The sequence below is a fragment of the Rhizobium sp. Leaf384 genome, from assembly GCF_001424065.1.
Lineage (GTDB): Bacteria > Pseudomonadota > Alphaproteobacteria > Rhizobiales > Rhizobiaceae > Ferranicluibacter.
On record NZ_LMQE01000005.1, the window covers coordinates 857,645 to 871,693 of the forward strand.

At 66.5% G+C, this 14,049-nt stretch carries 15 protein-coding genes; 2 read left to right on the forward strand and 13 right to left on the reverse strand.

Going from position 1 to position 14,049, the window contains the following annotated elements:
* Window positions 1-197 precede the first annotated feature (197 nt).
* The gene (locus ASG25_RS12375; protein WP_062473922.1) at window positions 198-611 is read left to right on the forward strand and encodes a hypothetical protein; all 414 of its coding nucleotides are present in this window, start codon (window positions 198-200) and stop codon (window positions 609-611) included.
* A gap of 89 nt (window positions 612-700) precedes the next feature.
* Here the strand turns inward: ASG25_RS12375 and ASG25_RS12380 are convergent, their stop codons facing one another.
* From ASG25_RS12380 to ASG25_RS12435, 12 genes are all read right to left on the reverse strand, one after another.
* A complete protein-coding gene (locus tag ASG25_RS12380) occupies window positions 701-1,417 on the reverse strand; it encodes a PAS domain-containing protein (protein WP_156379741.1) in 717 nt (238 codons plus the stop codon).
* Window positions 1,418-1,653: 236 nt separating this feature from the next.
* Entirely contained in the window at window positions 1,654-2,622 is a 969-nt protein-coding gene (locus ASG25_RS12385) for a lipid A biosynthesis lauroyl acyltransferase (RefSeq protein ID WP_156379762.1), read from the reverse strand.
* Window positions 2,618-3,646 (reverse strand): zinc-binding dehydrogenase, encoded by a 1,029-nt coding sequence (locus ASG25_RS12390; RefSeq protein WP_062473926.1) that lies wholly within the window; start codon window positions 3,644-3,646, stop codon window positions 2,618-2,620. The genes ASG25_RS12385 and ASG25_RS12390 overlap by 5 nt, the downstream gene beginning before the upstream one ends.
* 69 nt (window positions 3,647-3,715) lie before the next feature.
* Window positions 3,716-4,999, reverse strand: a complete 1,284-nt coding sequence (locus ASG25_RS12395) for a beta-ketoacyl-ACP synthase (RefSeq protein WP_062473928.1) — start codon at window positions 4,997-4,999, stop codon at window positions 3,716-3,718.
* Window positions 4,996-6,213, reverse strand: coding sequence for a beta-ketoacyl-ACP synthase (locus tag ASG25_RS12400; RefSeq protein WP_062473929.1), 1,218 nt, complete (start codon window positions 6,211-6,213; stop codon window positions 4,996-4,998). The genes ASG25_RS12395 and ASG25_RS12400 overlap by 4 nt, the downstream gene beginning before the upstream one ends.
* Before the next feature lie 4 nt (window positions 6,214-6,217).
* Window positions 6,218-6,724 carry a 3-hydroxyacyl-ACP dehydratase FabZ family protein gene (locus ASG25_RS12405; protein ID WP_062473932.1) on the reverse strand — a complete coding sequence of 169 codons (507 nt, stop codon included), beginning with the start codon at window positions 6,722-6,724 and terminating at the stop codon, window positions 6,218-6,220.
* Between the two features lie 226 nt (window positions 6,725-6,950).
* Complete coding sequence (locus tag ASG25_RS12410) at window positions 6,951-7,235, reverse strand: acyl carrier protein (protein ID WP_156379742.1); 285 nt, start codon at window positions 7,233-7,235, stop codon at window positions 6,951-6,953.
* 160 nt (window positions 7,236-7,395) lie between these two features.
* The gene (cbiB, locus tag ASG25_RS12415) at window positions 7,396-8,370 is read right to left on the reverse strand and encodes an adenosylcobinamide-phosphate synthase CbiB (RefSeq protein ID WP_062473934.1); all 975 of its coding nucleotides are present in this window, start codon (window positions 8,368-8,370) and stop codon (window positions 7,396-7,398) included.
* Window positions 8,370-9,371: a threonine-phosphate decarboxylase CobD gene (gene cobD, locus ASG25_RS12420; protein ID WP_062473936.1), complete on the reverse strand. Its 1,002-nt coding sequence runs from the start codon at window positions 9,369-9,371 to the stop codon at window positions 8,370-8,372. Before cobD ends, cbiB begins: the two co-directional genes overlap by 1 nt.
* Window positions 9,368-10,732: a cobyrinate a,c-diamide synthase gene (locus ASG25_RS12425; protein WP_062473938.1), complete on the reverse strand. Its 1,365-nt coding sequence runs from the start codon at window positions 10,730-10,732 to the stop codon at window positions 9,368-9,370. The genes cobD and ASG25_RS12425 overlap by 4 nt, the downstream gene beginning before the upstream one ends.
* Entirely contained in the window at window positions 10,729-11,556 is an 828-nt protein-coding gene (cobA, locus tag ASG25_RS12430; protein ID WP_062473940.1) for a uroporphyrinogen-III C-methyltransferase, read from the reverse strand. The genes ASG25_RS12425 and cobA overlap by 4 nt, the downstream gene beginning before the upstream one ends.
* A complete protein-coding gene (locus ASG25_RS12435; RefSeq protein ID WP_347360102.1) occupies window positions 11,553-12,050 on the reverse strand; it encodes a cobalamin biosynthesis protein in 498 nt (165 codons plus the stop codon). Before ASG25_RS12435 ends, cobA begins: the two co-directional genes overlap by 4 nt.
* A gap of 506 nt (window positions 12,051-12,556) precedes the next feature.
* Here ASG25_RS12435 and ASG25_RS12440 point away from each other — a divergent pair.
* On the forward strand, window positions 12,557-13,342 hold the full coding sequence (locus tag ASG25_RS12440; RefSeq protein ID WP_062473942.1) for a TSUP family transporter: 786 nt from the start codon (window positions 12,557-12,559) through the stop codon (window positions 13,340-13,342).
* Window positions 13,343-13,415: 73 nt separating this feature from the next.
* Here ASG25_RS12440 and cobO read toward each other — a convergent pair whose 3' ends face one another.
* Window positions 13,416-14,045 carry a cob(I)yrinic acid a,c-diamide adenosyltransferase gene (gene cobO, locus ASG25_RS12445; RefSeq protein WP_062473944.1) on the reverse strand — a complete coding sequence of 210 codons (630 nt, stop codon included), beginning with the start codon at window positions 14,043-14,045 and terminating at the stop codon, window positions 13,416-13,418.
* Window positions 14,046-14,049 lie beyond the last annotated feature (4 nt).

A 14,049-nucleotide genomic window follows, 5' to 3' on the forward strand; every position in this document is an offset into this window, starting at 1 on the left:
GGGGATGCCGATATGCGGCAAGCGTTCCATCCATGTGCCGTACCCGCAATGCCGACCGTTGCAGCCGTTTGCCCAAGGGGTAGGCGCTGAAAGTTTTGGCACCTGGAAGAGGGAACCACAAGACATTGTTGAAGTCCCGAGCTACATTTCCCGTCCGACGCCGGGCCCTAACGTCACGGCCTTGAGGGAGCCTGGACATGATCCGGAACGTGCGCATCGTGGACGTGACCATCGAACGTGACGCGGCCGCCGTCTATGCCTTTGCCAGCCGGCCGGAGACCATGCCGCTCTGGGCTTCGGGACTGGCGAGCGGGCTCGTGCCGGCAGGAGATCATTGGATCGCGACCGGCCCTCTCGGTATCGCGAGGATCGTCTTCACCCCTGAGAACAGTCTTGGCGTCCTCGATCACACCGTGATTCTGGAGACGGGAGAGACCACGTACAACGCTTTTCGCGTGACGCCGAACGGCGATAACGGGGCTGTTGTCGTGTTCACCGTGCTGCAGCAGCCGGGTGCGGACGAGGAGAGCTTTCGGCGCGATGCGGACTGGGTTCGCAAGGACCTGATGCAGTTGAAAAGCATCCTCGAGGCGATGCCGCCGGAAGCCTGAGAGCCGGAAGCCTAAAACCTAAGGGCCAAAACCCCAGGCAAGGGAAGTCCATGTGCCGGACCGGACGGACGGAGGCGCGGACCTGTATTTCAGGCCGCGATGGTGCGGCGGCGGTTGGCCAGTTCCTGATAGACGATGATGGCCCCGATGATCTCGCCGGTTGCAGAGCGGCACGGCGTCATGCGGGAACGGATCACGATCGTTCGTCCGTCGACTTCCCGGGCATAGGTCGTATCGACGATCTCCCCGCGGAAGCATCGCTCGAGACGGGGTTTCAGGCTCTTTTCGAAGAAGGGCACGCCGGAGTGCTCGACCACGGGCCGGCCGACGAGCGAGAGGACCTTGCCGTCGACCGCCCGCGCGTGGCGGGCATTGGTGTAGGAATAGCGGAAGTCCGTCGTGATGACGCAGACATGGTCGGGCAGGCTGTCAAGGACAGCTTCGTTCAACTGCCCCTCCTCCGCCTCGTCGGGCGTCGGCGCATCATAGGTCAGGTAGATGCCGGGATCGCGGATCTGGAACTTTCCGGTCTCCACCTCGACGAAATAGCGCTCGGCCAGCCGCGACAGCGTATTGCTGTGCCGGATCACATGGGCGCGGTCATCCGCCTCCTGCCGCAGAAGCTCGAGCAGGAAATCGAACTGAAGCCGCGCCTCCTCGGCAGTCTGGGCCTGCTTGTTTTCGATGGCCTGTAACAACGGCTTGATTTCGCTGTCGAGCGCGTCGATCAGCGATGCTTTTCCCTGATCGACCGCCTCGTAGAGCTTGGCGTATTTCATCCAGAACAAATCGATCAGCGTCTTCACGCATCATCTCCCTATTCAAGCTCGCCCACGACATGGAGAAACCCTCCATCGCGGCGTGACGCAGCATGCCTCATCAACGGCTCGAACAACCAAGTAGGATTTTACACGCGTCGCATCACCGTTCAACGGATAGTTGACGATATCATGAATTTGATATGCCTTTTTTAGGGATGCGGCATCATTCACGTCGGCTTTGCACACGCCGGACGAGAGAAAAAGGGAGAACGCTCGCAGAGCTACATTTTCGTGTTCGTTTCGCGCGCGACTCGGCGCTTCACGTGCCAGCGATCGTGATACCAGAGCCACTGGCCGGGATACTCCCGCACCCAGCGCTCGACCGTGTCGTTGAGGAGCTGCGCCGTGGCCTCGACATCGACGCTGCCGCCGTCCTTGCGCGGAATGGTCACGGCCGGCTCGATTTCCAGCCGGAAGCGATTGCCGGGGAGTCGGACGCACCGCGCCGGATAGACCTCGCAGCCGAATTGCCGCACGAGCTTTGCCACGAGCGGATTGGTCTTTACCGGCTGTCCGAAGAAGGTCGTTTCCAGCCCCTTGCGAAACTTCTGGTCGACCAGCACCCCGATCCCGCGCCCCTCGTCCAGCTTGCGCGCCAGGGTGAACGACGATCCCGCATGCGACGGCACCAGCGTTCCCATGCGCTTTGCCCGGAAGTCGAAGACCTTCTTCGCCATGGTCGCGTTGTTCGGCGGACGGAAGAGCACGGTGACATCGAGGCCGAACGCCGAGCCTGCGACGGGCAGCATCTCGAAGCTGCCGCTATGGGCGGTAAAGACGATGAAGGGACGCGGATTGTCGCGCAGGTCGAGAAAGATCGGTGCGCCGACCACCTCGACGCGGCCGGGTGTGCCGCGCGTCGGATCATAGTCGAACAACCGGTCAAGGAAGACGTACTCGGCGGCAAGCCGGCCGATCGACCCCCAGCTCTCGAGCGCTATCGCTGCGATCTCGCTCTCGCTCTTTTCCGGATAGGCCGCGCGCAGATTGGCCAGCGTCAGCAGATGCCGGCCGCGCATGAAACGCGGTCCGGCGAACTGCGATACACGCTCCATGACGTTCAGCGCCGTATCCGGCGGCAGCAGCTTCAGGAGCATCAGCGGCAGAAAGGCGAGTTGCGCGACGGTCCAGTCCTTGGCGTGCCGGGCGAAGAGCACGAGCCGCGTGATCAGGCTGCGCACGCGATCAATCCAGCCGCAGGACGATCTTGCCGAACACCTGCCGGCCTTCCATGCGTTCCAAGGCACGATCGATGTTTTCGAAGGTCACCTCGGTATCGATGACGGGATGCACGAGACCGCGGGCCATCTTCTGCATGGCGTCGGCCATGTTCTCCATCCGGCAGCCGAACGAACCGATGAGCCGCAGCTGCTGCTGGAACAGCATCATCAGGTTCATGTCGGTCGACACGCCCGAGGTCGAGCCGCAGGTGACAAGCCGCCCGCCCCGCTTCATGCAGAGCATCGAGCCGGCCCAGGTGTCCTTGCCGACATGTTCGAACACGACGTCGACACCCTTCTTCTTGGTCAGCTTGCGCACGACGCCCTCGAACCGGTCCGTGCGGTAGTTGATGACGTGATCGGCGCCCAGCGCCTTCGCCTTCTCGATCTTGTCGTCAGATCCGACCGTGGTGATAACGGTGCAGCCGATCTTCTTGGCAAGCTGGATCGCCGCCGAGCCGATGCCGGAACCGCCGGCATGAATGAGGATCGTTTCGCCCGGTTCCAGCTTGGCATTGTCGAACAGCATATGTTCGACCGTGCCGAAGGTGACCGGCGCGAGCGCGGCGGCAACCGCATCGACGCCGGGCGGTGCCGGCACGAGGAGCCGCGCCGGCAGGTTGACCTTCTCCTGCGCGAACCCGTCGAGATGGAAGCCGTGGACACCGCTGACCTGTTCGCAGAGATTGTCACGTCCCTCGCGGCAGGGCCGGCAAAGGCCGCAGGTCCGCGCACCGTAGATCGACACGAGCTGCCCCGGCAGAACATTCGCCACGCCCGGCCCGATCGTTTCCACGACGCCCGCAGCCTCCGCCCCGATGACCAGCGGCATCTTGCGCTTGGCAAAGGCCATGCCGCGCCAGCCCCAGACGTCGATATGATTGAGCGCCACGGCCTTGACGCGCAGCGTCACCTCGCCGGGGCCCGGTGCGTCCGGCTCCGGCAGGTCGGTGACTTCGAGCTTCCGGTCGTCGATCAGTTGCAGCGCGCGCATGGTCTTTTCCTTATCGTTCCGCGACTTTGGTCCGCGTCACGTCCGCGGGGTCGTCAAGGCGGTGTTGTCTCAGGCAGGTTCGGCCGTCATGACCAGGCTGGCGTTCTGCCCGCCGAAGCCGAACGAATTCGACAGCACCGCCGTCACCTGCGCATCGCGCTTGACGTTGGGCACCACGTCGAGGGCTATGGCCGGATCCGGGTTCTGATAGTTGATCGTCGGCGGCAGCGTGCCGGTGAGGATGGTCTGCAGCGAGAACACGGCCTCGACGGCGCCCGCCGCCGTCAGCGTGTGGCCGATCATCGACTTGTTCGAGGACACCGGTATGCGGGCGAGGCCTTCGCCGAAGACGGCCGACATCGCCCCGTATTCCATCTTGTCGTTTTCGGGCGTCGAGGTGCCGTGCGCGTTCACGTAGCCGATGTCGCTTTCCGCGATGCCGGCATCGGCCAGGGCCGCACGAATCGAGGCGATCGCCGGCCCGCCGTCCGGCGAGGACCGGGTGCGGTGGAACAGGTCGGCCTTCTCGCCGCATCCCTTGAGAATGCCGAGCACCTTTGCGCCCCGGGCAATGGCGGCTTCGAGCGACTCGAGCACGAGCGTGGCCGCTCCCTCGGCGATCACGAACCCGTCGCGATCCCGCGTAAACGGCTTGGAGGCCTTTTCCGGCGGATCGTTCTGGGTGGACAGGGCCGAAAGCAGCGAGAAACGGATCAGCGCTTCCGCGCTCACCGATCCATCGGTCGCGACCGTCAGCGCACGGGTGGTGCGGCCCTGCCGGATGGCCTCGACGCCGAGCTGGATCGCCGTGGCGCCCGAGGCGCAGGCCGTCGACAGCGTGACTGGCAGACCGCGCGTCCCGAATCGGTCGGAAAGGCGCTCGGAGATCGCCCCGAAAAGGGCCGCCTCGTAGAACACCGGATCGGCCTTTTGCCGCATGGCCGCGAGAAAGCGATTATAGGCATCGGCGGGCTGTTCAGACGGGGGCGAACGATCGGCAAGCGCGAACCGCGCGCTCCATTCCGGCTCGATCGGCGGCGCGGCCAGAAACAGCGGGCCGTCGAAATCGCCCGAAATCCCGGCCTGTGCCAAGGCCTCCAGCGTCGTCTCGCGCGCCATCGCGTAGGAACGCTCGACCGAATTCTCGTTGGGTACGTCGATGAAATCGACCGTCCCACAGATCCGCGTCGACAGGCTATCGGTGGGGAATCGGGTGATCTTGTGGATGCCCGACACGCCTCCGGTCAGGGCGGCCCAGTTGTCCTGCAGCCCCTGGCCGAGCGAGGTGATGACGCCCATGCCGGTGACGGCGATCAGCGGGCGGCCGAGATGATCCCTGTAGGCGTCGCTCATGACGAAAGCTCCTCTGCGCCGGTTCCGGCATGCGCTGTCAGGACGGCAACCCCCTCGCCGCGGCCATGGCCGAGCGTGGTCACGACCGCGTGCTTCGGCGCGCGGGTCATCGCGGGCTCGGACGGATCGAACGGCGGCACAATGGCGCCGGCGTCGAGCGCGAGCGCGGCAAGCGCAAGGCCGAGCGGAAATTGCGCCTCGATCCCATGACCGACCGCGCCGCTATAGCCGCGCACCGGCGCCTGCGGGAAACGCGTCTCGAGCCATGCCCGCTCCCGGGCCGCAAGAGCGGCAAGGCCGCTCGCGCCTGAAAACACGATCGTCTCTCCCGCGGGGGCCGCCGTGCTCAACTGGTCGAGCCGCTGTTCCAGTCGCCCGTCGTCGCGAGAGCCGCGGTCGCCGCCGACGGCGTCGATGGTCGCATAGATCCGCGCATTGCGGGCTTCGGCATGCTCGCGCGATTCGAGCACCAGGAAGGCGCCGACGGAGCCCAGGATGATCCCGCCGCCCTCGCCCTCGCTGCGCGACCAGAGCTGACGCCAGGGGCCGGTCGCATGGGCCTGCAGGGCTTCCACCAGCAGGATGATATCAAGCCGCTCGGCCGACAGGGCACCGCCCACCAGCGTATGGCTCGACTGGCCGGCCTTGATGCGGGCGAAGGCGGTTTCCACGGCGGAGATGCCGGCGGCTTCCTCGCCCATGAAGGTGCGCGAGGAGCCCGTGACCTTGTGAACGATTGAGATATTGCCGGCCATGAGATTGGAAAGCTGCGCGAGAAACAGGGTCGGACGCAGCTCGGTCGTCAGCTTCTCATTGAGAAGATGTTCCCGGTCGTTGCGCTTCAGACCCTCGTCGACGATCAGGCTGTCGACCGCAATGTCGCGCTCGCCGCCGCCGGCCGCCACGATCATGTCCATCGTGCCGCAGGCCTCGGCGTCGTCCTTCAGGCCGGCATCGTCGAGGGCAAGACCGGCGCTGAACACGCCGAGGCGCTGCCAGTTCTCCATCTGCCGCTGGTCGCCGCGTTTGGCGATCTGGGCCGACCAGTCGATGGCCGGCAGCGGGTGCACGGGATAGGGCGCGAAACGCTCCGTCTCGACCACGACCGCCGGCGGCGCACCTGCGGTCAGCAGGGCAATATGTGGTGCGACACCCACGCCCTGGCTGGTGACGATACCCACCCCGGTGATCACGACGTCGTTGGCGGCCTTCATGCGATCACTCCTTGGACAGTTCGGGCGGCAGATCCGGAGACGCCCCGGCGGCAAGCGCCGCCATGAGCCCGACCTCTTCCGCGCGCTTCCGGACGATAGGGCCAAGCGGCACCTGATCGAACGGGACGGTGCGCAATTTCAGCTGTGCGTCCGCGATGCGCTTGCCGGCGGACGAGATCTTCGCCTTTGTCACGGCAAATCCGGAACCGTCATGCTCCAGCACCACATCGATGTCGAGCACGGCTTCCGGCTCGACGAAGGACCGCATCTTCGCGCCATCCACCGTCATCAGGAACGGCATGGCGGCGAAATCGGTCACCGCCAGCACGAGGAAGCCGGACGCCTGCGCCATCGTCTCGATGAGCAGAACGCCGGGCACCAGCGGGTAGCCGGGAAAATGCCCTTCGAACACCGGGCTCTGGGCAGGCACGACGGAGCGGGCACGCAACGTCTTTGCCGTCATGTCCACGGCCTCGACCCGGTCGATCATCTGGAAATATTCAAGCAGCATTAGACATCATCCGCTGACCACCTTGAGACCGCAAGGGGAGACCCACTGACGCACATCGGACGACCCGAGGGGCTTCGACGTGCAGCGCTACCCGCGACAAGGACCGGTGACGGTAGCAGCCGGGGCATTGCGCGCGAGGCCGTCAGGTAGAAACGGCGATGCCGCCTGTCAAGCGCGCAGCAGCGGCATCGGGCGGCATCGCGAAACACGAGCAGGGAAAGACCGATCAGGCCTTGGCGGCGCGCAGCTCGTCGATCTTGGCGCAGAGGTTCTTCAGCACGAAGTACTGCTCCGTCGAGGCCTTGCCTTCGTTCACGTCCTGGGTCCACTTCTCGAGCGGAATCTTGATGCCGAATTCCTTGTCGATCGCGAAGACGATGTCGAGAAAATCCAGGCTGTCGATGCCGAGATCGTCGATCGTGTGGCTTTCCGGCGTGATCGTCTCGCGATCGATCTCGCTGGTCTCTGCAATGATATCGGCGACCTTGTCGAATGTGGCTGTCACGCGCAAACCTCTTTGAATGGCAAGTTTGCCGAAGCTATAGGGTAACTGCGCGGGAAAAGCCAATGGCCTTGCGGCGCTGCAGGGATTTTTACCCCCTCCTGTTGCCGAAAGGTCCGCGTTGCCAAATCGGTCGAGAACGCGGCTGCGGGTCCCTGTGGCCGATGCGCTAGACCAGGTACCGACAGGACGCGAAGGCAAGGACGACGAGAAGCGCCTGCGTGCAGGCGGAATGGAAGATGCTGACGCCGTGCAGGATATCGTCGGCCGTGGCGTGCGGCCTGCCGGCCGCGTTCATCATCGGTTCCTCGACGCGGGCTCCGGCATAAAGACGCGGTCCGGCAAGCTGCAGATCGAGCGCCCCGGCCATGGCCGCTTCCGGCCAGCCGGAATTGGGTGAACGGTGCAGTCCCTGGTCGCGCAGTGCCACCGATACCGCGTCCCGCCCTGCCCTTCGGCCGGACCGCCACCAGGCGCCGCCGGCGATGAGCAGCATCGACAGGCGCGCAGCAGGCAGATTTGCAAGATCGTCGAGCCGGGCGGAGGCCCAGCCGAAGTAGAGGTGGCGCTCGGTCTTGTGGCCGATCATCGAATCGGCCGTGTTCAGCATCTTGTAGGCGAGCAGTCCCGGCAACCCGCCAAGCGCATACCAGAGCAGCGGCGCGACGACGCCGTCGGAAAAGTTCTCGGCAAGGCTCTCGATCGCGGCCCGGCAGACACCGGCCTCATCGAGGCTCTGCGGATCGCGCCCGACAATCATCGAAACCGCCTGCCGCCCGCCCGCAAGCCCGCCGCCGCGCAACCCCTCCACCACCCGCAGGACATGGTCCGACAGGCTCTTTTGCGCGAGGAAGACGGCCACGATCAGGGCCTCGAGCGCGGCACCGACAAGTCCGAGTCGCGACAGGGCGGAATGAACGAGGACGCCGACGGCCGCCGAGAGGACGAGAAGGCCGGCGATGGCGAGAGCGCCGCGAAACCGGCCCTGCGTGGGTGCGAGATCCGGCCTGTTCATGCGTCGCTCGCAGATGCCGATCGCCGCGCCGAACAGGACGACAGGATGCGGCAGACGCCGCCACAGCCAGTCGGGATCGCCGACAAGCCGGTCGAGCAGAAGGCCCGCAGCGAGAATGACGAGGCGCATCAGGCCATCCCCTTCCGAAGCGCCAGCAGAAGCCGCTGGTCGGATTGCGGGTCGGGCGTCAGGCCCAGCCGCAGCCACCGGGGCGCATAGTCGAAGCTGCGGGTGAGGATGTGCTCTTCGCACAGCGCATGCTGCAGAGCGGCGCCGTCGGCGACCTCGATGAGCGAAAAGAGGTGCGTTCCCCCGATCGTACGGCAACCGGCCTCGGACAAGGCGGCCTCCAGTCCGGCCTTCCGCTCCGCGATCCGCGCGCGAAGACCTTCGAGATCGCCCTGGAAAAGCTGCTCGGCGACGCAAAGCGCAGGGCCAGACACGGCCCAGGGTCCAAGCGCGGTCGACAGCGCTTGGAGAACGTCCGGCGCGGCCATGACGAAGCCGAGGCGGATGCCGGCATGACCGAAGAGCTTGCCGAACGACCGGAAGACGATCAGGGCCGGATGCGTGAAGGCCTCCGCAGCGACGCTGTTTCCGGAGATCTCGTCGCCGAAGGCCTCGTCCACCACCAGCCGCCCATCCTGCGCCGCAAGGCGGTCGGCCAGATCGAGCAGCGTCCGGCGCGGCAGCTGGCGGCCGGTCGGATTGTTCGGATTGACGATGACGACCAGACCGTGTTCGGCGCGAATATCCTGGGGATCGCCGATCAGGTCGACCGAAAAACCCGAGAGCGACAGGACGCGTCGATACTCGCCGTAGGTCGGGCTGAGAATGGCGACCGGCCGGCCGGCCGAGGCCAGCGCCGGCAGATGCTGGATGACGGATTGAGTGCCGGGAACCGCAAGCGGAAGGCCCGGCCCGGTGCCATAGAAAGCCGCGGCTGCTGTTTCGGCCCGGTGCACGAGATCCGCATCCGGGAGCCGATGCCAGACGGCAGCAGGGATGTCCGGCAAGGGTGGTGGGCAGGGGTTGATGCCGGTGGACAGGTCGAGCCAGTCCGCCGTCGCACCGCCATAGCGGCCGATCGCACGGGAAAGCCCGCCGCCGTGCTGGATCGGCGCCGTCATGCAGGCCCCACGGCGCGGTTGCGGGCGCGGTCACAGCCAGAGGCGCCGTCGCAGGTGCCGTCGCAGGCGCGATCGATCAGATGCATGAAGGAGCCGGCAACCGAGCCGCGCCGAAGGCCCGCCGTGCCGAGCGCGGTGCCAGCGGCATCCTCGACCGCAAAGAGCGGCGCCGCGTCGCCTTCCGTCACGATCGTCGCATAGTGAAATTCATGCGCCATCATCGGCGGGAAGAAGCCATCTTTCTCCAGCGGCCGGACGCGGCGATAGCCGAGATGCCGTCGCCGCTCGGCAAAGCTCGTCGTGAGCGGCAGAAGCCCGAGCATGGCGTGGCGCGCACCTGCGGCATCGATGAGGCCCTCGCCGAGCGTCATGTAGCCGCCGCATTCGCCGAAGATCCGCGCCTGCCGCACGGCCGCGGCCTGCAGGCCGCTGCGAAAGGTGGTGGCTGCGGCGAGCGTACCGGCATGAAGCTCCGGATAGCCGCCGGGCAGATAGACGGCATCGCAATCCGGTGCCGGCGCCTCGTCGGCGAGGGGCGAGAAGAAGGACAGGCTCGCGCCGGAGGCGTGCCATCCGGCCAGCAGATGCTCATAGGCAAAGGCAAAGGCGACATCACGCGCAACGGCGATCCGCGCACCGAGCGGATCGAGCGCAGGACGGTGCCCGCGGACCGGCAACACAGGACCCGCCTCGCCGCCGAGCGCCACCAGGGCATCGAGGTCGCACCCCGCCTCCACGGCATCGGCGGCGTGATCGATGAAGCGATCGAGGCCGCCGTGCTCGCCCGCCTGCACCAGGCCGAGATGGCGCTCGGGCAGAGCCAGAGCAGGGTCGCGACCGATGGTGCCGAGCACGGGCATGTCGATGCCGGCAAGGGCCCCGCGCAGCATGGCCGCGTGCTTCGGACTGCCGACCTTGTTGAGGATGACGCCCGCCAGCCGCACGTCGGGGCGGAACCGCGCATAGCCCGACACGAGTGCGGCGACGGAGTGGGCCATGCGGCCGCAATCGACCACCAGAACCGCCGGCAGGCCGAGCGCGGCGGCGAGATCGGCCGGCGCACCGGTGCCGTCCATCGCCGCATCGAAAAGCCCCATCATGGCCTCGATGACGAGCAGACGCCCATCGGCCCGCGCCCGCGCCGCTTGGGCCTCGAGCAAGGCAGGCCGCATGGCCCAGGGATCGTAGTTGATGCAGGCGATCCCGCAGGCGGCCGTGTGGAAGGCGGGATCGATGTAATCCGGCCCCGCCTTGCCGGGCGACACCGCGACGCCGCGCCGGCGCAGCGCCCGCAACAGGCCGAGCGTGATCGTGGTCTTGCCGGAGCCCGAGGACGGGGCGGCGATCAGAAGGCCGCTCATGCCGCAGGACCCTTCGGAGTGGCGACGTCGCCTTGCGCGGTGGCGGCGCCGAGCCAGTCGAGGACGGGCCGCAGCCGCACGACCTCGCCGAGCACGACGATGACGGGTGGCGAAATGCCCGCTGCGACCGCATCGGTCGCCGCCTGCCCGAGCGTCGTTTCGAGAACCGACTGGCGCGCCGTCGCGGCGTTGCTGACGAAAGCCAGCGGCTCGTCATGCGCCCGCCCGGCGGCCAGCAGGTTCGTGGTGATCTCGCGGATATGCTTCATGGCCATATACATGACGATGACCGGCGAGCCCTTGGCGACGCTCGCCCAATCGACGCGATCCGGCACGAGCCCGGAGGAATCGTGCCCGGTCAGGAAGGTCACGACATGGGTGACGTCGCGATGGGTGACCGGGATGCCTGCATAGGCAAGACCGCCGATACCGGCGGTGATGCCGGGGACGACCCGGAACGGGATGCCGTGCTCGACCAGAACCAAAGCCTCCTCGCCACCGCGACCGAAGACGAAGGGATCGCCGCCCTTCAGCCGCAACACCCGCTTGCCCTCGCGGGCGAGGGCCACGAGGCGGAGCGAGATATCGCGTTGTTTCGGCGAGGGCTTGCCGCCCCGCTTGCCGGCGAACTCCAGCACGGCGCCCGGCCGTGCGAGAGACAGGCAGGCGGCATCGACCAGCGCATCATGGACGATCACGTCCGCCTGGCGCAGCGCGTTGACGGCATGCAGGGTCAGGAGCCCGGGATCGCCCGGCCCTGCCCCGACAAGCCAGACGGCGCCCGGCGCCATCTGCGGCAGGCCGTCGAAAGGCGAAAGACTCATCCCGCCAACTCCCAGGCGGGCGACGATGATTCGATCTGGCAAGACGCAACCACGCCGGTCGAAGACATCGGGGCAAACGCTTGTTCCGACTCGGCTTCCGCCACGGCGGCCGTCGCCTGGCCGGACGTTCGCCTGGCGACGAGCAGCCGTGCACCCGCGCCGGCAGCGGCGAGCGCCGCGGCTTCGGCGACGCCGTGACATCCGGTCAGGCGAAAGACGGCGGCCGACGGCGTGGCGATCCGCGGCGTCTCGGCCTCCAACCGTGCGGCGGCGAATGTCACGAAGGGAACGGCGAAATGATCGGACAGGGCGGACAAAGCAGGCTCCAAAGCCCGGGCATCGAGCGACGCCACGGCCTGCAGCGGCCGCGCGGGATAACCGGCCGCAGCCAGCACGGCCTTTGCAAGATCGAGAACCTCCGCGGTGGATGTGCCCGGTCGGCAACCAAGGCCGAGAACGAGCCCACGCTGGAAGGTCTCACCGCTCATTGTCATTCTGCGCTCTCTTCGGGCGATCGCCGCCACCCGCAAAGGGTGGCAGGGCCTGCCGCGTTTCAGATCCTGCAGCCGGGCGGCGGTCGAAGTCGAGACCACGGGCGGCAGGCGCGCAGACGCCACGCGGCCGGAGATCCCTCCCCGGTCGAGGCCTCGACAGCTCCGGCATGAGCCCCCGATCAGGGTCGGCCGCACCGGACGCGTTTTCAGCCCGAACTGGGCGCCGTCGCACGGGGATCTCTTACTAGAGATTTGCCCGTACCGGAATTGCATAAGCAGACCTTCTCGCAAAATCATCGGGAAAGGCCCGCACCGCCCTGTCGGCAGAAGGACGGGCGGGCGGCTGCGCCGGGCACGACAGGCCGCATGAGCCAGGTTCGCGATAGGCTGCCGGTCCAAGACCGCTTTCCTTTGGCGCCCGGCTCTGCCAAAGAGCGGGCGCGGCTGCGCCCTGCGCGGGCGAATCTTCGATCATTCCACAGCCGGCGCCACGGCGAGGGTCCATCGTGCACGATCTCGCGCTTCATCTGCTTGTCTTCCTGTTCCTCGCGGCCTTTCTCGCCGGCTTCATCGACAGCATCGCCGGCGGCGGCGGCATGATCACCGTGCCGGCCATGTTGCTGGCCGGCCTCCCGCCCTTGGAAACGCTCGGGACCAACAAGCTGCAGTCGCTCTTCGGGTCCGGCTCGGCCAGTCTCGCCTATGCGCGGGCCGGCCATGTGGACCTCAAACGTCAGCTGCCGATGGCACTCCTGGCCCTTGCCGGCGGTGCGGTCGGCGCGATGGTCGCGACCATCGTCCCTGGCGACGTGCTGCGTGCCCTGCTTCCGTTCCTTCTGATCGGCATCGCGCTTTATTTCGCGCTCAAGCCGAATGTCGCCGACCTCGATCGCACCCAGCGCATCACGCCCTTCGTGTTCGGCCTGACCATCGTTCCCGCCATCGGCTTCTATGATGGCATCTTCGGCCCCGGCACCGGCTCCTTCTTCATGCTGGCCTTCATCGCGCTTGCCGGTTTCGGCGTCCTCAAGGCGACCGCGCATACCAAGCTTCTCAACTTCGGCTCCAATATCGGCGGCTTCCTCGTCCTTGCCTGGTACGGCGTCGTCCTGTGGAAGGTCGGCCTGATGATGGGCATCGGACAGTTCGCCGGTGCGCAGGTCGGTTCGCGCTTTGCCATGAAGCGCGGCGCAAAGGTCATCAAGCCGCTGCTGGTTCTCACCTGCATCGCGCTCGCCATCCGCCTGTTGGCCGACCCCGCCTATCCCCTGCGGCTCTGGCTCGGCATCTGAGCCGGGTCGCGCGCCTCGCAGCCTCGCCCGCGGGGCGAGCGCAGCACCGCTGCCTGCGCCGGCGTAACAGGGCTCAGTATTCCACACCCACCTGCGCCTTGATGCCGGAGCGGAACGGGTGCTTGACGAGTTCCATCTCCGTCACGAGGTCGGCGATCTCGATCAGTTCCTCGCGCGCGTTGCGGCCGGTCAGCACCACATGCGTCATCGGCGGCTTCTCGTCGGCGAGGAACCGGACGACCTCGTGGATATCGATATAGTCGTAGCGCAGTGCGATATTGATCTCGTCGAGCAGCACCATCGAATTGGCAGGATCGCGGATCAGCGCCATCGATGTCTCCCAGGCCTTCTGCGCCATGGCAACGTCGCGGGCCCGGTCCTGCGTCTCCCAGGTAAAGCCTTCGCCCAGCGTGTAGAACCGGCAGAGATGCTGGAAATGCGTCTCGATCAGCGTACGCTCGCCCGTCTCCCAGCCACCCTTGATGAACTGCACGACAGCCGACGGCATCCCGTGGGCGATGTGGCGGAAGATCATGCCGAAGCCGGCCGTGGTCTTGCCCTTGCCCTTGCCGGTGTGGACCATGATCAGGCCCTTGCCGTCGGTCTTCGTCGCCATGATCTTTTCGCGCGCCACTTTCTTCTTCGCCATTTTCATGGCGTGGCGCTCCAGATCGACCTCGCTGGTCGGTGTTTCCTCGGTCATGTCG